Genomic DNA, 19,380 nt, shown 5'->3' on the forward strand with positions numbered 1-19,380 from the left:
CGCTCCACTCGATTTCGCAGTCCGTTCACCTTCGGCGCCCGACCCCGCCTCGGATGCCCGCGCGACAGTTTCGCGGCTCCCGCCCCCACGATTCAGCAAGAAAGACGAAAAGGAGATCTATTGGTTATCGAATTCGCGCCCCGGTCGGCGCGCCGTCGTCGCGCGTTCAGCGCACGGTCAGCCGCCGGAGAGCCACACCGACCAGCGCCCAACGCGGCAAGCGGTCAGCGTCGCCCCTCGGCCAGCATCTCCGCCGCATCCGGTGCGTCCCCGTTATCTTGTCAGCGGCCGGTGAGGCCAAGGAGCTGGGCAGCGTTGACATCGAGGACGTCGTGGGCGGCGGCCGGGTCCAGGCCGGAGCGGGCGACGTAGCGGACGGCGTCGACGTACCGCTCGCCGGACTGGTAGGGGAAGTCGCTGCCGAGGACCAGCCGGTCGGCGCCGAGTTCGTCCACCGCGGCGCGCAGCGCGGCGGTGGAACCGTGGGTGACGGTGTCGTACCACATCAGCCGGGCCGCGGTGCTCGGCGGCAGCGGCGCGTCCGGCGCCTCGAACCGCGCCTGGTTGTCCCAGCGGCGCAGCATCATCGGTACCGCGCCGCCGAGGTGCGAGTTGAGGATGCGGACGTTCGGGTACCGGCTCGGGAACCCGGCGGTGATCAGTTGCGCGGCGGCCACCATGTCCTCGACGGGAGCACCGACCATCCAGGTCAGGTGCGCGTCGGCGATCTGGGTGGAGTGCGCGTCCGCGCCGGCGGGATGCACGTAGAGGACGGTGGCCCTGCGGTCGAGTTCCGCCCAGAACGGTTCGAACGCCGGGTCGGTCAGCGGCCGGCCGGCGACGGTGGTGGTCACCGTGACGCCGAGGACACCGGGATCGGCGAGCACACGGTCCAGCTCCGCGACGGCGGCGTCCACGTGCGGCAGTGGCACGGCCGCGAAGGCGCGCAACCGGTCCGGGTACTGCTCGACCAGCTTCCGGTACCGGTCGTTGATCATCCGGCTGGTGGTCACCGCAGGCACGGCGTCGGCGAACAGGCCCGTCATCGGCGCCACGGAGACAACGTGAACGTCGACTCCGGCGCGGTCCATCAGGGCGAACCGGGCGTGCAGGTCCTCGGCGGTGTCGTCGGCGCCGAGGTCGCGGTGGACGCGCGTGTCGACACCGTAGTCCGCCAGGAGGTCCAGGTAGTCCCGCGGATAGACGTGCGCGTGCGTGTCGATGCGCATGGCCCCTCCCCCAACCGGCCGCCCGCACGTTCAGTATGCGAACGACGCCGGGCCGCCGCAGGAGACCACGGCATCGCTTGGGAGGAGGACGTCAGCGCCGCCCAGTTCGGGGTCGCCGCGAAAAGCCACAGAAGCCGAACGGGCCCGGTGCACCGACAGTTGCGCACCGGACCCGGCCGCCTAGGCGACGGCCAGCGGGAGCAGGTTGGGTTCGACCGGGTTGGGCAGGTCGGAGGCGCCGGTGAGGTAGGTGTCCACCGCGTGCGCGACGGCGCGGCCCTCGGCGATGGCCCACACGATCAGCGAGGCGCCGCGGTGCGCGTCGCCGCAGACGAACACCCCGGGGGCCTCGGTCTGCCAGTCGGAGCCGCAGGAGATGGACCCGCGCTTGTTCAACGTGACGCCGAGGCCGTCGAGCAGCGGCATATGCTCGACGCCCTCGAAGCCGATCGCCAGCAGCACCATGTCCGCCGGGATGGTCTCCACCTCGTCGGAGACCGGCACCACCTCGCGCCGTCCGGTGGCCGGGTCCTTCTCCACCCGCACCTGCCGCAGCTCGGCCGCGCGGACGTGACCGTGCTCGTCGCCGACGAACCGCTGCACGGAGACGGCGAACCTGCGCTGGCCGCCCTCCTCGTGCGCCGGGTAGGTGCGCAGGACCCACGGCCAGGTCGGCCACGGGGACCGGTCGTCGTCCCGCTGGGCCGGCGGCTGCGGGTACTGGTCGAGCTGGGTGACGCTGGCCGCGCCCTGCCGGGTGGCGGTGCCGTAGCAGTCCGCCGCGGTGTCTCCGCCGCCGATGATCAGCACGTGCTTGCCCTTCGCGCTGATCGGCGTCGGCCCGTCGCCCTCGCACTCGTGGTTCGCCGCCACCAGGTGCTGCATGGCCAGGTGGATGCCGGCCAGGTCGCGGCCGGGCACGGTGCGGTCGTCCCGGCCGCGCAGCGCGCCCACCGCGAGCACCACCGCGTCGAACTTCGCCCGCAGTTCCTCGACGGTGAGGTCGACGCCGACCTCGCAGTTGGTGACGAACCTGGTGCCCTCCGCGCGGAGCTGGGTCAGCCGCCGGTCGAGGACCTTCTTCTCCATCTTGAACTCGGGAATGCCGTAGCGAAGCAGCCCGCCGAGCCGGTCGTCCCGCTCGAACACGGTGACCTCGTGGCCGGCGCGGGTGAGCTGCTGCGCGGCCGCCAGCCCGGCCGGGCCGGAGCCCACCACGGCCACCCGCCGGCCGGTGGACACCGTGGCCTGGCGCGGCTTGACCAGACCCTTCTCCCAGGACACGTCGGCGATGGTCTGCTCGATCCGCTTGATCGCCACCGGCCCGCCGGCCTGCGGGGAGATGGACAGCACGCACCCGGCCTCGCACGGCGCGGGGCACAGCTTGCCGGTGAACTCCGGGAAGTTGTTGGTGGCGTGCAGCCGGTCGCTGGCGTGCTCCCAGTGCCCCTGGCGGACCAGGTCGTTCCACTCGGGGATGAGGTTGCCCAGCGGGCAGCCCGCGGTGCCGGAGTGGCAGAACGGGATGCCGCAGTCCATGCACCGGGCGGCCTGGGTGCGCACCTGCGCGTCCCGCTCCGCCCGGTCGAGCCGGACGTAGACCTCGCGCCAGTCACCGACGCGCTCGTCGACCGGTCGCTTCGGCGGCTCGGCCCGCCGGTGCTTCACGAAACCCCACGGGTCAGCCACGGGACGCCTCCGTTTCCTGCGGGACACACCCCCGGGTGCGGGTGTCCCGCATCGACACCGCCGGTCGGCGCCCGTGGCCGGCTTCGCGATTGTCAGCCACGGGACGCCTCCATGATCGCCTCATCCACGTCACGCCCCTCGGCGCGCGCGAGCCGCATCGCCTCCAGCACCCGCCGGTAGTCCTCCGGCATGATCTTGGTGAACGCCGTGGAGCGGCGCGGCCAGTCAGCGAGCAGCGAGGCGGCCACCGTCGACCCGGTGAACCGGTGGTGCCGCTCGACCACCTCGCGCAGCCACTCCAGGTCCTCCGCGCTCGGCCGTTCCAGGTCCACCATCTCCGGGTTCACCAATGCCGGATCCAGGTCGAGCACGTAGGCGATGCCGCCGGACATGCCGGCGGCCACGTTGCGCCCGGTCCGGCCAAGCACCACGGCCCGGCCCCCGGTCATGTACTCGAACGCGTGGTCGCCGACGCCCTCGGCGACGGCGAGCATGCCGGAGTTGCGCACGCAGAACCGCTCGCCGACCACGCCGCGCAGGAACATCTCGCCACGGGTGGCCCCGTAGCCGATCACGTTGCCGGCGATGACCTGGTGCTCCGCCGCGAACGGCGCGTCCGGGTGCGGGCGGGCGATGATCCGCCCGCCGGAGAGGCCCTTGCCGACGTAGTCGTTGGCGTCGCCGATCAGCTCCAGGGTGATGCCGCCGGGCAGGAACGCGCCCAGCGACTGGCCGGCCGAGCCGGTCAGGGTGATGTGGATGGTGCCGTCCGGCAGCCCGTCGCCGCCGAACCTGCGGGTGACCTCCGCGCCGAGCAGGGTGCCGACGGTCCGGTTGACGTTGCGCACCGGCAGTTCCAGCCGCACCGGGTGGGCGTCCTCCAGCGCCGCCTCGGCGAGCTGGATGAGCGTGCGGTCCAGCGCGTGCTCCAGGCCGTGGTCCTGCTCGCGCACCCGGCGCCGGGCCTGGCCGTACGGGGTGTCCGGCACGATGAACACCGGGCGGAGATCCAGGCCGTCGGACTTCCAGTGCTCCACGGCCTCCTCGACGTCGAGCAGCTCGGCGTGCCCGATGGCCTCGTCCAGGGTGCGGAAGCCCAGCTCGGCGAGCAGTTCGCGGACCTCCTGGGCGACGAACCGGAAGAAGTTCTCCACGAACTCCGGCTTGCCGGTGTACCGCTTGCGCAGCTCCGGGTTCTGCGTGGCCACCCCGACCGGGCAGGTGTCCAGGTGGCACACCCGCATCATCACGCAGCCGGCCACCACCAGCGGGGCGGTGGCGAAGCCGTACTCCTCGGCTCCCAGCAGCGCGGCGACCAGCACGTCCCGTCCGGTCTTCAGCCCGCCGTCGACCTGCACGGTGATCCGGTCGCGCAGGCCGTTGAGCAGCAGGGTCTGCTGGGTCTCGGCCAGCCCGACCTCCCACGGGGTGCCGGCGTGCTTGAGCGAGTTCATCGGCGAGGCGCCGGTGCCGCCGTCGTGCCCGGAGATGAGCACCACATCGGCGTGCGCCTTGGCCACACCGGCCGCGACCGTGCCGACGCCGACCGAGCTGACCAGCTTGACGTGCACCCGGGCGTGCTCGTTGGCGTTCTTCAGGTCGTGGATGAGCTGGGCCAGGTCCTCGATCGAGTAGATGTCGTGGTGCGGCGGCGGGGAGATCAGCCCGACGCCCGGCGTGGAGTGCCGGGTGCGCGCGATCCACGGGTACACCTTGAACCCGGGTAGCTGGCCGCCCTCGCCGGGCTTGGCGCCCTGCGCCATCTTGATCTGCAGGTCGGTGGCGTTGACCAGGTACTCGCTGGTCACGCCGAACCGGCCGCTGGCGACCTGCTTGATGCCGGAGCGGCGCTCCGGGTCGTACAGCCGCTCCCGGTCCTCGCCGCCCTCGCCGGTGTTGGACCGCCCGCCGAGCCGGTTCATCGCGATGGCCAGGGTCTCGTGCGCCTCGGCGGAGATGGAGCCGTAGGACATCGCCCCGGTGTTGAACCGCCTGACGATCGAGCTGACCGGCTCGACCTCGTCGATCGGCACCGGGGTGCGGCCCTCGGTGCGCAGCCGGAACAGCCCGCGAAGCGTGCCGCCCGCCCGGGACAGCCGTTCCACCTCGGCGGTGTAGCGGCGGTAGATCTCCTCCTGGCGGGTCTTGGTGGCGTGCTGCAGCAGGAACACCGTCTCCGGGGTGAACAGGTGCAGCTCACCCTCGCGGCGGTAGGCGTACTCCCCGCCCACGTCCAGGCCCCGGTGCACCCGGTCGGTCGGATTGTCCGGGTAGGCCATGCGGTGCCGGTGCGCGACCTCCTCGGCGAGCACGTCCAGCCCGACGCCGCTGATCTTGGAGACGGTGCCCGCGAAGTACTCGTCCAGCACGTTCTGGTTGATGCCGACGGCCTCGAAGACCTGGGCCGCGGTGTAGGCGCCGACGGTGGAGATGCCCATCTTGGACATGATCTTCACGACGCCCTTGACCAGCGCCTTGACGTAGTTGCGGATGGCCCTGGCCGGCTCGACCCCGGTGATCACGCCCTGGTTGATCAGGTCCTCGATGGTGTCGAAGGCCAGGTACGGGTTGACCGCGGCGGCGCCGTAGCCGAGCAGCAGGGCGATGTGGTGCACCTCGCGGGCGTCGCCGCTCTCCACCACCAGCGCCACCTTCAGCCGGTCCTTGGTGCGCACCAGGTGGTGGTGCACCGCGGAGACCAGCAGCAGCGACGGGATCGGCGCCATCCGGTGGTCGGAGTCCCGGTCGGAGAGCACGAGGATGCGCGCGCCGTTCTCGATCGCCTCGGACGCCTCGCGGCGCACCCGCTGGATCGCCTCGGCCAGGGCACGCCCGCCGCCGTCCACCTCGTACAGCCCGGAGATCACGCTGCACGCGAACCCGGGCAGGTCGCCGTCCTCGTTGATGTGGATGAGCTTGGCCAGCTCGTCATTGTCGATCACCGGGTACGGGAGCTGGATGTGCCGGCAGGACGCCGGCCCCGGGTCGAGCAGGTTCTGCTCCGGGCCCATCACCCGGGACACCGAGGTGACGATCTCCTCCCGGATCGCGTCCAGCGGCGGGTTGGTCACCTGGGCGAAGCCCTGGGTGAAGTAGTCGTAGAGCAGCCGGGACCGCTTCGACAGCGTGGCCACCGGGGTGTCGGAACCCATCGAGCCGACCGGCTCGGCCCCGTTCACCGCCATCGGGGTGAGCAGGATCTTCAGCTCCTCCTCGGTGTAGCCGAAGGTGAGCTGGCGGCGCAGCACCGACTCGTGGCTCTGCACCACGTGGTCGCGGTTGGGCAGGTCGCCGAGGTTGACCAGGCCGGCGTGCAGCCAGTCGTCGTAGGGCAGCTCGGCGGCCAGCGCGGCCTTGACCTCGTCGTCGTCCATGATCCGGCCGGCGGCGGTGTCCACCAGGAACATCCGGCCGGGCTGCAGCCGGCCCTTGGCCACCACCTGCTGCGGCGGCACGTCGAGCACGCCGGTCTCGCTGGCCAGCACCACCCGGTCGTCGGCGGTGCGCCACCAGCGGGACGGTCGCAGGCCGTTGCGGTCCAGCACGGCGCCGACCACGGTGCCGTCGGTGAAGGTGACGCAGGCCGGGCCGTCCCACGGCTCCATCAGACTGGCGTGGAACTGGTAGAACGCCCGCCGCTTCGGGTCCATGGTGGCGTGGTTCTCCCACGCCTCGGGGATCATCATCAGCACGGCGTGCGGCAGCGTGCGCCCGCCGAGGTGCAGCAGCTCCAGCACCTCGTCGAAGGAGGCGGAGTCGGAGGCGTCCTGGCTGCAGATCGGGTACAGCCGGCTGAGGTCGCCCGGGATGAGCGGGGATGCGAGCAGCGCCTCCCGGGCCTTCATCCGGTTCCGGTTGCCGCGGATGGTGTTGATCTCGCCGTTGTGCGCGACGTACCGGTACGGGTGGGCCAGCGGCCAGGACGGGAAGGTGTTGGTGGAGAACCGGCTGTGCACCAGCGCGATCGCGCTGGCCAGCCGGTGGTCGGTGAGGTCGGGGAAGAACGTGGTGAGCTGCGGCGCGGTCAGCATGCCCTTGTAGACCATGGTCCGCGCGGACAGCGCGGTGAAGTACACCCCGCAGCCGGCCCGCCGCGTCTCCCGCTCGGCCCGCTTGCGCAGGCAGAAGGCGATCCGATCCAGCTCGACACCGGCCGGCCGCCGCCCCTCGGCGTCGGCCACCGCCTGCACGAACAGCATGGCGAAGTGCGGCATCACCGAGCGGGCCGTCGGCCCCACCCCGGCGGTGTCCGGGGCGACTGGCACCTCCCGCCAGCCGAGGACCTCCAGGTTCTCCTCGGCGGCGATGCGCCCGACGATGTCGACGGCCTTGGCCCGCTCCTCGGGGTCGACCGGGAGGAACGCGATGCCCGCGGCGTAGGTGTGCCGGCCCTTGGCGTCCGGCTCGGGCAGCGGGAAGCCGGCCTCGGCGCGCAGCAGCTCGTCCGGCAGCTGGATCAGGATGCCGGCGCCGTCACCGGTGGTGGGCTCGGCTCCCGCAGCGCCGCGGTGCTCGAGGTTGCCCAGCGCGGTGAGCGCGTCCGCCACGATCGCGTGCGACCGCCTGCCCTTGATGTGGGCCACCATGGCGACCCCGCACCCGTCGTGCTCAAAGGCGGGGTCGTACAAGCCCTGCGGACCGGGGATGGCGGAGAAGATCACCAGAAGACCTCCTCAGTCCTCGTGCTCTGTCCGAAGTTCTCTGGAGAGGCACGGGACGACGGTGGCCCGCGTATTGACGCGACCTTAACAGTCGCGTAACCGAAATACACCCTCTTTCGGGTGATCTACCCCATGCCGGAGTAACGATTTGACTGCCTGGACCGATCGTGGCACTCACGTTACCCGACGCCGGGTTGGGAAAAGCATAGCTGACATTCGTGCTACGGGCGCGTGACGAGCACGACCGGTGGGCGGGCTATTCCCCCAGGTAGATACCCAAGTCTAGCCGGTGGCACGCACGGGCCCTGGTAACGTTCGAGGTTTGGTCACGCAGCGTCACCCGTCGGCCGCACTCGGCTGGGCAACGGGTGACGCTGCGTAGCGACTCAGGCCGGGGTGGGCACCGCCGGAGCGGTGCGCGGCGACTCGCCCGCCGCCCCGTCCTCGGCCATCAGCTCGTCCACGTCGACCTCGGACGGGTTGCGCAACACCAGGTCCAGCCGCTGCCTGTCCAGCTCACCCTGCCAGCGGGCCATGGCCAGGGTGCCGACGCCGTTGCCGATCAGGTTGGTGATGGCTCGTGCCTCGGACATGAACCGGTCGATGCCCACGATCAGCGCGATGCCGACCACCGGGATGGTGTCGCCGAAGGCCTGCAGCGAGGCGGCCAGCGTGACCAGGCCGGCCCCGGTCACCCCGGCCGCGCCCTTGCTGGAGATCAGCATGAACACCAGCAGCCCGATCTGGGTGGCGATGCTGAGCGGGTGCCCGGTGGCCTGGGCGATGAAGATGGCGCCCATGGTGAGGTAGATGCAGGTGCCGTCCAGGTTGAACGAGTATCCGGTGGGGATGGTCAGGCCGACCACCGACTTGCTCGCGCCCGCCGCCTCCAGCTTGGTGAGCATCCGCGGCAGCACGGCCTCGCTCGACGAGGTGCCCAGCACGATGAGCAGCTCGTCCTTGATGTAACGCAGGAACCGCAGCAGGCCGAACCCGGCCAGCCGGCTCACCACGCCCAGCACCACCAGCACGAACAGGGCGCAGGTGAGGTAGAACGAGCCCATCAGGAACGCCAGCCGGCCGAGCACCTGGCTGCCGTACTTCCCCACGGTGAACGCCATCCCGCCGAACGCGCCCAGCGGCGCCGCGTACATCACCACCTTGATCACGCGGAACATCACCTTGGACACCGTGTCCAGTGCCCGCACGGCCCGCGCGCCCCGCTCACCCATCGCCGACAGCGCGATCGCGACCAGGATGGCGACCACCAGCACCTGGATGAGCTGGCCGTCGGTGAACGCGCTCACGAACGACCTGGGCACCAGGTTCAGCACGAACTGGGTGACGCCCTCGTTGGCCTGCGCCGACCTGATGGTGTCCGCGGCCGCCTTGCCGTTGACCGTGAGGCCCAGGCCCCGACCGGGTTTGAGCACGTTCACCACGACCAGCCCGATGGCCAGCGCCACGGTGGTCATCGCGGTGAAGTAGACGATCGTGCGCAGCGCCAGCTTGCCCGCCTTGGCCAGGTTGCCCAGGCCGGCGATGCCGACCACGACGGTGCAGAAGATGGTCGGCGCGATCACCATCGTCACGAGCTTGACGAACAGGTCGGCCAGCCACTTCATCCCCGCCGCCTGCGCGGGGAAGGCCAGGCCGACGACCACGCCGAGGGCGATCGACACCAGCACCCAGAAGTACAGGTGCCGGTAGAACGGTGTGCCAGTTCGGGGACGGCTGGCAGCGACGATGGTGGCCACGCCTCCTCCTCAAGGGGTCAGGATCACATCGGCTGCCCGGGATCCTCGGCATCCCTTGAGAGATCAACAAGATACGCCCCGGAAACTTCAGATCCATCTGACGTTACCGGGCGGCTGGACCGTGTCAGCCGGGTCACCTCGGCGTTAGCCTGCCCGGGTGTTCCCGCGCCCGCTGCGCCGCCGCGCATTGCTGCTCGGTGCGGCGTCGGTAGCGGTGCCCGGATGCGCGGTCTCGCCGCCGCCCGCGCCGCCCGAGCTGACCATCGCCACCGGGCCGCCGGGGGCGGTGTTCCGGGAGATCGGCGCGGCGCTGGCCGGCGCGCTCGCCGTGAACCTGCCGAGAACCAGGGTGATGACCCGGCCCAGCGCGGCCACCGTGGAGAACCTTCGGCTGCTCGCCGCCGGCAGCGTGCAGCTCGGCCTGGCGTCACTGGACGCCGCCCTCGACCCGGCCGCGCCCAGCCGGGGGCTGTCCGCGGTGGGTCGGCTGTACGACAGCTTCCTGCACCTGGTGGTGCTGGCGGATTCGCCGGTGCGGTCGCTGGCCGACCTGGCCGGCCGCACGGTGTCGCTGGGCGCGGTCGGCTCCGGAACCGAGTTCACCGCGCCGCGCATGCTGCGGCTGCGCGGCGTGCCCGTCCGGGACGTGCGGATGACCCAGGCGGACGGGGCGGACGCGCTGGCCGCCCGCCGGATCGACGCGCTGTTCAGCCTCACCGGCATCCCCACCCCGGCGATCACCGGGCTGGCGGCGCGCATGCCGATCCGGCTGGTACCGCTGGGCGCCGAGGCCGGGGCGCTCGCCGAGACCTATCCCGGCCCGTACGCGCCGGCCACCGTGCCCGCCACCACCTACCCCGGGGTGCCGCCGAGCGAGACGGTCGCGGTGCCGAACCTGCTGCTGGCCCGGGACGACCTGCCGGCGGACGTGGTCGAGGTGGTCACCAGGACGGTGTTCACCGAGGCCGGCCGGATCGCCGCCGGCCATCCCGAGGCGCAGCGCATCAACGTGCGCACCGGTATCGCCACCGGCCCGGTGCCGCTGCACCCCGGCGCGGCCCGCTGGTTCCGCACGAACAAGCGCTGAACCCGCATTCAGCGGGCCCATCGGGGGTTTCGGGATGTCCGGAACGGCCGATCAGCCCGCTGAATGCGGGAGGGGGAGGCGGATTACCACGTCCAGGCCGTGCGGGTCGGCGGGTTCCAGCCGGAGCCGGCCGCCCGCGGCGGCCACCAGCTCGGCGCAGATGGCCAGGCCCAGCCCCGTGCCGGGCACGTTCTGGTGCCGGGGCGAGCGCCAGAACCGGCGCAGCGCCGCGGCCCGCTCCGACTCGGTCAGGCCCAGCCCGTTGTCGGTGACGTGCAGGTCGGCGTGCCCGCCGGGGACCGGGGCCGGCGTGCCCAGGTCGACCGGCCTGCCGGGGCCCGCGGTCGGGGCCTCCGGGTCGACTGGTCCGGTGGCGACGCGCGCGGAGACGGTCAGCTCGCTACCGCCGGACAGCCGCAGCCCGTTGCCGACCAGCTCGTCCAGCACGCTGCCCAGACCGCCCGGCGGGGCCAGCACCCGCAGCCCCTCGGGCACGTCCACGGACAGCCGGACACCGGCCCGCTCGGCCTGCGCCCGCCAGCCCGGTACGTGCGCGGCGAGCAGGCCGTCCAGCTCGACCGGCTCGACCGCCTCGGCGCGCTCCAGCCGGGTCGCGGCGAGCAGCGCGTCGAGCACCCGGCCCAGCTCCTCGGCCTCCTCCTCGGCCAGCCGCTGTGCCTCCCGGCCCTCCTCGCCGGTGATGTGCGGGCCGAGGTTCTCCACCGCCAGCCGCAGGCTGGCCAGCGGGTTGCGGAGCTGGTGCGAGGCGTCCGAGACGAACGCCCGCTGCCGGCGCAGCGCCCGACCCACCACGTCGATCATGGTGTTGAACGAGGTGGCCAGCCGGCGCAGCTCGGGAGGGCCGGTGACCTCCGCCCGGGTATCCAGCGCGCCGCCGGCCACCGCGGCGGTCGCCTCGTCCAGCCGGCGCACCGGGCGGAGCACCCAGCGGGACACCGGCCAGGCCACCGCGACCACGGCGAGCAGCGGCACCAACCCGGCCAGCGCCAGCCAGCCCCACTGCCGCAGCACATCCGCGCGCAGCCGGTCGGTGGGCGAGACGGTGACCACCGCGGCCACCACCTCGCTGTCCCGGCCGACCGGTTCGGCCACCACCATCGGCGTCCGCCGCCACGGCCACACCACCGACGGCGCATCCGGGCGGTACCCGGCGAACGCGGCGGTCAGCCCGCTGGCCACCGCCGGCGCGGACAGGTCGGGGGCGGTGCGCGAGGCGAGCAGCACCCGGCCACCCGGGGCGACCAGTGCCACCGGGATGCCGTAGAGCTGGTCGTAGCGGACCAGTTCGTCGTGCAGCGCGGTGGTCCGCCCGGACGCCAATGCGCCCTCCGCCAGCGAGGCGAACCGGCCCACGTCGGCCAGCCGGTCCAGGTAGGTGGCCTGGGTCTCCCGCTGGGCCACCGCGACCGCCAGCGGCAGGCCCAGCGCCACGGCCAGCGCGACCAGCAGCGGGACCAGCACGGTGAGCAGCCGGCGGAGCACGCGGTTCCCTTCAGCAGGCGCCGAGAAGCCGGTAGCCGACGCCGCGCACCGTCTCGATCCGCGCCGCGTCGCCGAGCTTGCCACGCAGCGCGGCGACGTGCGTGTCCAGCGTGCGAGACGGCGCCTCCCAGGTGACCCGCCACACCTGGTCCACGATCGCGTCCCGGGTGACCACCGTGCCGGCGCGCGCGGCGAGCAGCGCCAGCAGGTCGAACTCCTTGCGGGTCAGGGACAGCTCCCGGCCGGCCACGGTCACCGTGCGGGTCGCCTGGTCCACCCGGACCGCGCCGACCTCGATCGGCCGGCCGCCGCCCGCCTCGGCCCGCGCCGCCCTGGTGCGCCGCAGCACGGCCTCCACCCTGGCCAGCAGCTCGGCGGTGCCGAACGGTTTGACCACGTAGTCGTCAGCGCCGGAGCGCAGGCCGAGCACCCGCTCGTGCTGCTCACCTCGGGCGGTCACGGCGATCACCGCGGTGCTCTCCCGGCGGCGCAGCTCACGCAGCAGGGCGAGCCCGTCCTCGTCGGGCAGACCGAGGTCGAGCAGCACCACGTCGGCCGGGGCGGCCTGCCGCGCGGCCGCCGCGGTGGCCGCGCGGCGCACCTGGTAGCCGGCGTGCCGCAGGGCGGTGACCAGGCCGCGGGCCACCCGATCGTCGTCTTCCACGACGAGGATGCGCATGGCCAACGATGGTAGGCGCGGCCCGCGGCGGCGGGTCAGCGCTCGGCGGTGGACCCGCCCTCGGCGGCGCTCTCCGCGTCGGTGGACTCGCCGCCATGTGCGGTTTCCGCCCTGGCCCCGGCGTGCTCGACGTCCTCCCGCCGCTCGCCGGCCGCCGCCTCGTCGTGGATGGCCTTCTCCGCGTCCCCGGCTGTCTCGACGCTCTCGACCGTCTCGCCGGTGCCGCCGGTGGCCGGTTCGGGCACGTCGGCCGCCGCGTCGCCCCCGGATATGCCGGCGCGGCCGGCGCGCAGCGCGGCCAGGTCCTCCCGCGGGCCGCGGGTGCGGGCGGCGAGGAAGTAGCCCACCGCGCCCAGGAACACCACCGCCGAGGTGATCACGTTGATCCGCACGCCGAGCACGTGGGTGGCCTCGTCCGCGCGCATCAGCTCGATCCAGAACCGGCCGGCCGTGTAACCGGCCACGTAGAGCGCGAATGCCCGGCCGTGGCCCAGCCGGAACCGGCGGTCCGCCCACACCACCAGCGCGGCCACGCCGAGGTTCCACAGCAGCTCGTAGAGGAACGTGGGATGCACGATCGCCACCGGGGTGTGGTCGATCGCCACCCCGTTCAGCGGGTCGTCCAGCCCGGTCGCCGGGTCCACCCGGCGGAAGACCTCCAGGCCCCACGGCAGCGTGGTCGGCCCGCCGTAGAGCTCCTGGTTGAAGAAGTTGCCCAGCCGGCCGATGGCCTGGGCCACCACGATGCCCGGGGCCACCGCGTCGGCGACCGCGGGCAGTGGGATGCCCTTGCGCCGGCAGGCGATCCACGCGCCCACCGCGCCGAGCGCGATCGCGCCCCAGATGCCCAGGCCGCCGTTCCACACCTTGAGCGCGTCCAGCGGGTTCTTGTCCGGGCCGAAGTACTTGTCGTGGTCCGTAGCCACGTGGTAGAGCCGCCCGCCGACCAGGCCGAACGGCACGGCGAACACGGCCACGTCGGTGATCGTTCCGCGTTCCCCGCCTCGGGCGGCGAACCGCCGCTCACCCCACCAGATGGCGACGACAATGCCGACGATGATGCACAGCGCGTAGGCCCGCAGCGGGATCGGACCCAGGTGCCACACACCCCGGTCGGGGCTCGGGATATAGGCCAGGACGGCGCCGGACGCAGCATTCACGGGGCCCACCGTAGCCGGCCGACCGCCCGACCCGCCGCCACCCCCGCCGGGTCGGGTGAACTGCGAGGTGGTCGGCTTCGCCCGGGTGCGTCAGGCCGGCCGCGCGTCCGGGCGGCTGCGTTGTCGCCCGACGTGCGGCACCGTCGCGCAGATCAGGCCGGCTGCGCCGCTGGACGGCGCACGCCGGCGGCGAGTTCGGCGGCCAGCGCGCGGACCGCCGCCTCGCCGTCCCGCGCGGCGGTGACGAACGCGGACCCGACGATCACCCCGTCGGCGAAACCGGCGACCTCGGCGGCGTGGTCGCCGGAACGCACCCCCAGGCCGACGGCGATCGGCAGCGTGGTGTGCGCCCTGGCCCTGCGCACCAGCGCGCCCGCGGCGTTGCTGACCACGTCCCGGGCGCCGGTGACGCCCATCAACGAGGTGGCATAGAGGAAGCCGCTGCTGGCCCTGGCGGTCAGCGCGATCCGTTCCTCGGTGGACGACGGGGCGACCAGGAAGATCCGGTCCAGGCCGTGCGCCTCGCTGGCGGCCAGCCAGTCCTCCGCCTCGTCCGGCACCAGGTCCGGAGTGATCAGGCCGAGCCCGCCGGCGGCCGCCAGGTCCCGGGCGAACGCGTCCACCCCGTAGTGGTGCACCGGGTTCCAGTAGGTCATCACCACCGCGCGGCCGCCGGCCCTGGCCACCGACTCGACCGTGGTGAACAGGTCCCGCACCCGGAAACCGCCGCGCAGCGCCCGGTCCGAGGCGGCCTGGATGGTCGGGCCGTCCATCACCGGGTCCGAGAACGGCAGGCCCACCTCGACGAGGTCGCCGCCGCTGTCCAGGAGCACCGCGAGCAGCCGCTTGGCGTCCTCGACGGTGGGGTAGCCGGCCGGGAGGTAGCCGATCAGCGCGGCCCGGTCTTCGGCGCGGCAGGCGTCGAACATCGTCGCCAGGGACGACATCTCAGGAGCCCCTCTTCTTCGCGGGTCGCACGCGGTGGTCGATTCGGCTGCCGCGGCTCGACACGGTCATCCGTCCCTCCCGTCCGGGGAGTCGTGTTCCGCCGGGTCGATCAGGTCGAACCACTTGGCCGCGGTGTCCACGTCCTTGTCGCCGCGGCCGGAGAGGTTGACCAGGATGACCGAGCCCTCGCCGAGTTCGTGGCCGAGCCGCAGCGCGCCGGCCAGCGCGTGCGCCGACTCGATCGCCGGGATGATCCCCTCGGTCTGGGACAGCAGCTTGAACGCGTCCATCGCTTCGGCGTCGGTGATCGCCCGGTACTCGGCCCGCCCGGTGTCCTTCAGCCAGGAGTGCTCCGGGCCGACGCCGGGGTAGTCCAGCCCGGCGGAGATCGAGTGCGCCTCGCTGATCTGGCCGTCGGGGTCCTGCAGCAGGTAGGACCGGGCGCCGTGCAGCACACCGGCGGTGCCGGCGGACAGCGTGGCACCGTGCCGCCCGGTGTCGACGCCCTCGCCGCCCGGTTCGAAGCCGACCAGCCGGACGTCCGGGTCGTCGATGAACCCGTGGAAGATGCCGATCGCGTTGGAGCCGCCGCCGACGCACGCGGCGACCGCGTCCGGCAACCGGCCCACCTGCTCCAGCATCTGCCGGCGGGCCTCGATCCCGATGACCCGGTGGAAGTCCCGCACCATCACCGGGAACGGGTGCGCGCCGGCGGCGGTGCCGAGCAGGTAGTGGGTGGTGGCCACGTTGGTCACCCAGTCCCGCAGCGCCTCGTTGATGGCGTCCTTGAGGGTGCGCGAGCCGGTCTTCACCGGGATCACCTCGGCGCCCAGCAGCCGCATCCTGGCCACGTTCAGCGCCTGCCTGCGGGTGTCCACCTCACCCATGTAGATGACGCAGTCCAGGCCCATCAGCGCGCAGGCCGTGGCGGTGGCCACGCCGTGCTGGCCGGCGCCGGTCTCCGCGATCACCCGCTGCTTGCCCATCCGCTTGGTGAGCAGCGCCTGACCCAGCACGTTGTTGATCTTGTGTGACCCGGTGTGGTTGAGGTCCTCGCGCTTGAGGAAGATCCGGGCGCCGCCGGCGTGCTCGGCGAACCGCGGCGCCTCGGTGAGCAGCGAGGGCCGGCCGGCGTAGTCGCGCAGCAGCCGGTCGAAGGAGTTGATGAAGTCCGGGTCGATCCGTGCCTTGTCGTAGGCGACGCTCAGCTCGTCCAGGGCGGCGATCAGCGCCTCCGGCATGAACCGGCCGCCCCACGGGCCGAAGTGGCCGCGCTCGTCGGGGTCGTGGCGCGTCGGCGGCAGTGGTGCCGCGGTTCCGCGCTGGCCAGCATGAGCCATCGCTTCAAGCCTTTCCTCGTCGTGTCCCGGCGCCGTGCCCCGGGCCGCCTCGGGCCTACCGGCTCGGGCGCGGGCACGCCGGGTGCGACCCGGCGGTCACCAGCTGGGTGACCGCGCTGCGCGGGTCACCGCTGGTCACCAGCCCCTCACCGACCAGGACCGCGTCCGCACCGGCACCGGCGTAGGCCATCAGGTCGGCCGGCCCGCGAACGCCCGACTCGGCGATCTTGAGGACCTCGATCGGCAACCCGGGTGCGATCCTGCCAAAGACTTCCCGGTCCACTTCCAGGGTATGCAGGTTGCGCGCGTTGATGCCGATGACCGACGCGCCGGCCTCCAGGGCCCGGTCCGCCTCCTCCGCGGTGTGCACCTCGACCAGCGCGGTCATGCCCAGCGACTCGACCCGGTCGAGCAGGGACACCAGCACGTTCTGCTCCAGCGCGGCCACGATGAGCAGCACCAGGTCGGCGCCGTGCAGCCGGGCCTCGTGCACCTGGTACGGGCTGACCACGAAGTCCTTGCGCAGCAACGGCACGTCCACCACGGCACGCACCGCGTCGAAGTCGGCCAGCGAACCGCCGAACCGGCGCTGCTCGGTGAGCACGCTGATCGCCCTGGCCCCGCCCTCGGCGTAGGCCCTGGCCAGTTCGCCCGGGTCATCGATGGCCGCCAGGTCCCCCGCGGACGGGCTGCGCCGCTTGACCTCGGCGATGACGCCGATGCCGGGCGCCTTGAGGGCCGCGAGCGCGTCCCTCGGCGGAGCCGCCTTGGCGGCCTTCTGCTTGAGCTCGTCGAACGGAAGCTGGGCCTCCCGGCTGGCGACGTCCGCTCTGACGCCCTCGAGTATTGAGTCCAGAACGCTCACGCACCCACCTCGCCACGCTTGTCGGGCGCGCTCACGAAGCTGTGGTGGTGCTTGGTTCGCTCGCTCACGCCTTGCTCCCCTTCCCGCCGCATGGATGCTAACCCCGCGCAAGGAGGCGTCCCCGCACAGGGTGGCGGGGTCCAGCCGGGTGGGCGAAACCCGTCCGGCGGACGTGGCTCGCCGTGCCGAATGCGGTCGGTTGCGGTACTCTTCGCCGCCCGTTGCTCGGCCTCGCGCCCCGGGGGCGCGGCGTGCCTCCCGGCGCTCTAGTCGCGGTTCACGGTCGGGTCGTCGCCCTGGTCCAGCGCGCCCCACAGCTCCTTGTCCGGGTCGGCCGCGCGCTTGGCGGCCGTGGTGGCCTGGTAACGGCCACCCATCCGGGGCATGCGGGGCCCGTGACGCACCAGCACCACGCCGGCCGCCACCAGCAGGGCGCCGCCCAGCCCGGTCAGCGTGTGCGCCCACGGGATTTGCGCGGTCGCGTGCCGCACCGCGTCCAGCTGTGCCGGGGCGCCGGCGACGGGCTGCGCGGCAGGCGGCGACGGGCGCACCGCCACCACCAGCAACCCCACCCCGGCGAGCCCCACCAGCACGCCCAGCGCCCGGCGCAGCCAGCCGCCGGTGGCGGCCACCGCCGCGATCGCGGCCAGCGCCAGCAGCGCCACCGGCACCAGGGCGGGCACGTCGTCGGCGCCGGTGTGCACCCTCGGCACGCTGGCATCGCCGGAGCCGAACTCCACCGAGACCGACCAGGCCAGCCGGGAGGCACCCCACAACGCCGCCGCGGCGAGCAGCAGCAGCACGAGCACCGCGTAGAGCGGGCGGCGCACCGGAGCGCCGCGCCGCCGGCCGCCGGGCGGCTCAGGCACCGGCGACCGCTCCCGCCGGGGACGACCCGGCCACCCTCATGGTCTCCGCGGTGGCCACCGCGTTGAGCACGGCCCTGGCCTTGTTCAGGCTCTCGTTGTCCTCGTACACCGGGTCGGAGTCGGCCACGATGCCGCCGCCGGCCTGCACGTAGGCCACGCCGTCCCGGATCAGCGCGGTGCGGATGGCGATCGCGGTGTCCGCGTCGCCGGCGAAGTCCAGGTAGCCGACCACCCCGCCGTACAGGCCGCGCCGGGTGGGCTCCAACTCCTCGATCAGCTCCATGGCGCGCACCTTGGGCGCGCCGGACAGGGTGCCCGCCGGGAAGCACGCGGCCACCGCGTCGAACGCGGTGCGTCCGTCGGCCAGCTCACCGGTGACCGTGGAGACGATGTGCATGACGTGGCTGTACCGCTCGATCCGGAAGAAGTCGACCACGTGCACCGAACCGGGCCGGCACACCCGGCCGAGGTCGTTGCGGCCGAGGTCGACGAGCATCAGGTGCTCCGCCCGCTCCTTCTCGTCGGCGAGCAGATCCTTCTCCAGCCGGAGGTCCTCGTCCGGGTCGGCGCCGCGCCAGCGGGTGCCGGCGATGGGGTGCGTGGTCGCCCTGCCGTCCCGCACCGTGACCAGCGCCTCCGGGCTGGACCCGACGATGTCGAAGCCGTCCAGCCGGAGCAGGTACATGTACGGGCTGGGGTTGGTGGTGCGCAGCACCCGGTACACGTCCAGCGCATCCGCCGTGGTGGGCATCTCGAACCGCTGGGAGAGCACCACCTGGAACGCCTCGCCGGCGCGGATCGCCTCCTTGGCGGCGTTCACCGCGGCGTGGTGCTCCTCCGGCCGCCTGCGCCGGTGGAACACCGGTTCGGGCCGGTGGAACACCGCGGCGGTGGGCGCGGCCGGGGTGCACAGCCGGTCGGTCATCGCGTCCAGCCGGCGCACCGCGTCGTCGTAGGCGGCGTCCACCCGCTCCGGGCTGTCGTCCCAGTTGACCGCGTTCGCGATGAGCGTGATCGTGCCCTCGTGGTGGTCCAGCGCGGCCAGGTCGGTGGCCAGCAGCATGATCATTTCGGGCAGCCGCAGGTCGTCCGTGGCCAGCTCGGGCAGCCGTTCCAGCCGGCGCACCGCGTCGTAGCCGATGTAACCGACCATCCCGCCGGTCAGCGGCGGCAGACCGGGCAGCGGCTCGGTGTGCAGCAGGTTGACCGTCTCGCGCAGCGCGGCGAGCGGGTCACCGTCGGCGGGCAGGCCCACCGGCGGCGTGCCGGTCCAGTGCGCCTGGCCGTCCCGCACGGTCAGCGCGGCCGGGCTGGCCACCCCCACGAACGACCAGCGCGACCACGAGCGGCCGTTCTCCGCGGACTCGAACAGGAACGTGCCCGGCCGGTCCCCCGCCAACTTGCGGTACACGCTCAGCGGCGTCTCCCCGTCGGCCAGCAGCCGCCGCACCACGGGAATGACCCTGCGGTCGGCCGCCAGCGCGCGGAACTCCTCGCGGGCCGGGCTGGCCACGCCCATCCCCGCGACGAGATCCGCGCCATCTACCCCGATCATGTGTCCATTCTGCCCTCTGCCGTCACCTCGATTGACGA

General features: G+C 73.0%; 13 protein-coding genes. 1 reads left to right on the forward strand and 12 read right to left on the reverse strand.

Annotation, left to right across the window (positions count from 1 at the left end):
• Positions 1–281: 281 nt before the first annotated feature.
• From FFT21_RS25365 to dctA, 4 genes are all read right to left on the reverse strand, one after another.
• Positions 282–1,229 (reverse strand): amidohydrolase family protein, encoded by a 948-nt coding sequence (locus tag FFT21_RS25365; RefSeq protein ID WP_137816446.1) that lies wholly within the window; start codon positions 1,227–1,229, stop codon positions 282–284.
• A 180-nt stretch (positions 1,230–1,409) separates the two neighbouring features.
• A complete protein-coding gene (locus FFT21_RS25370) occupies positions 1,410–2,918 on the reverse strand; it encodes a glutamate synthase subunit beta (RefSeq protein WP_137816447.1) in 1,509 nt (502 codons plus the stop codon).
• 92 nt (positions 2,919–3,010) lie between these two features.
• The gene (gene gltB / locus FFT21_RS25375; protein ID WP_137816448.1) at positions 3,011–7,579 is read right to left on the reverse strand and encodes a glutamate synthase large subunit; all 4,569 of its coding nucleotides are present in this window, start codon (positions 7,577–7,579) and stop codon (positions 3,011–3,013) included.
• 386 nt (positions 7,580–7,965) lie between these two features.
• On the reverse strand, positions 7,966–9,336 hold the full coding sequence (gene dctA / locus FFT21_RS25380) for a C4-dicarboxylate transporter DctA (protein ID WP_137816449.1): 1,371 nt from the start codon (positions 9,334–9,336) through the stop codon (positions 7,966–7,968).
• A gap of 157 nt (positions 9,337–9,493) precedes the next feature.
• Here dctA and FFT21_RS25385 point away from each other — a divergent pair, with 157 nt between their 5' ends.
• Positions 9,494–10,423 carry a TAXI family TRAP transporter solute-binding subunit gene (locus FFT21_RS25385; RefSeq protein WP_225978751.1) on the forward strand — a complete coding sequence of 310 codons (930 nt, stop codon included), beginning with the start codon at positions 9,494–9,496 and terminating at the stop codon, positions 10,421–10,423.
• A 51-nt stretch (positions 10,424–10,474) separates the two neighbouring features.
• Here FFT21_RS25385 and FFT21_RS25390 read toward each other — a convergent pair whose 3' ends face one another.
• From FFT21_RS25390 to FFT21_RS25425, 8 genes are all read right to left on the reverse strand, one after another.
• On the reverse strand, positions 10,475–11,926 hold the full coding sequence (locus FFT21_RS25390; RefSeq protein ID WP_137816450.1) for a HAMP domain-containing sensor histidine kinase: 1,452 nt from the start codon (positions 11,924–11,926) through the stop codon (positions 10,475–10,477).
• Between the two features lie 10 nt (positions 11,927–11,936).
• Positions 11,937–12,605 (reverse strand): response regulator transcription factor, encoded by a 669-nt coding sequence (locus tag FFT21_RS25395; RefSeq protein WP_137816451.1) that lies wholly within the window; start codon positions 12,603–12,605, stop codon positions 11,937–11,939.
• A gap of 35 nt (positions 12,606–12,640) precedes the next feature.
• Entirely contained in the window at positions 12,641–13,765 is a 1,125-nt protein-coding gene (gene lgt / locus FFT21_RS25400) for a prolipoprotein diacylglyceryl transferase (RefSeq protein WP_371856862.1), read from the reverse strand.
• A 152-nt stretch (positions 13,766–13,917) separates the two neighbouring features.
• Positions 13,918–14,712 carry a tryptophan synthase subunit alpha gene (gene trpA / locus FFT21_RS25405; RefSeq protein WP_137816453.1) on the reverse strand — a complete coding sequence of 265 codons (795 nt, stop codon included), beginning with the start codon at positions 14,710–14,712 and terminating at the stop codon, positions 13,918–13,920.
• A 66-nt stretch (positions 14,713–14,778) separates the two neighbouring features.
• Positions 14,779–16,053, reverse strand: a complete 1,275-nt coding sequence (gene trpB / locus FFT21_RS25410) for a tryptophan synthase subunit beta (protein WP_137816454.1) — start codon at positions 16,051–16,053, stop codon at positions 14,779–14,781.
• A 55-nt stretch (positions 16,054–16,108) separates the two neighbouring features.
• The gene (gene trpC / locus FFT21_RS25415; protein ID WP_137816455.1) at positions 16,109–16,918 is read right to left on the reverse strand and encodes an indole-3-glycerol phosphate synthase TrpC; all 810 of its coding nucleotides are present in this window, start codon (positions 16,916–16,918) and stop codon (positions 16,109–16,111) included.
• Positions 16,919–17,184: 266 nt separating this feature from the next.
• Entirely contained in the window at positions 17,185–17,787 is a 603-nt protein-coding gene (locus FFT21_RS25420; RefSeq protein ID WP_137816456.1) for a Trp biosynthesis-associated membrane protein, read from the reverse strand.
• Positions 17,780–19,342: an anthranilate synthase component I gene (locus FFT21_RS25425; RefSeq protein ID WP_192909740.1), complete on the reverse strand. Its 1,563-nt coding sequence runs from the start codon at positions 19,340–19,342 to the stop codon at positions 17,780–17,782. Before FFT21_RS25425 ends, FFT21_RS25420 begins: the two co-directional genes overlap by 8 nt.
• Positions 19,343–19,380: the final 38 nt, after the last annotated feature.

This window comes from Gandjariella thermophila, from assembly GCF_005405885.1.
Lineage (GTDB): Bacteria > Actinomycetota > Actinomycetes > Mycobacteriales > Pseudonocardiaceae > Gandjariella > Gandjariella thermophila.

Coding starts and splice junctions, on each gene's coding strand:
- trpA (WP_137816453.1), bottom strand. CDS start 14,712: ATGTCGTCCCTGGCGACGATGTTCGACGCCTGCCGCGCCGAAGACCGG.
- FFT21_RS25395 (WP_137816451.1), bottom strand. CDS start 12,605: ATGCGCATCCTCGTCGTGGAAGACGACGATCGGGTGGCCCGCGGCCTG.
- FFT21_RS25365 (WP_137816446.1), bottom strand. CDS start 1,229: ATGCGCATCGACACGCACGCGCACGTCTATCCGCGGGACTACCTGGAC.
- FFT21_RS25425 (WP_192909740.1), bottom strand. CDS start 19,342: ATGATCGGGGTAGATGGCGCGGATCTCGTCGCGGGGATGGGCGTGGCC.
- trpB (WP_137816454.1), bottom strand. CDS start 16,053: ATGGCTCATGCTGGCCAGCGCGGAACCGCGGCACCACTGCCGCCGACG.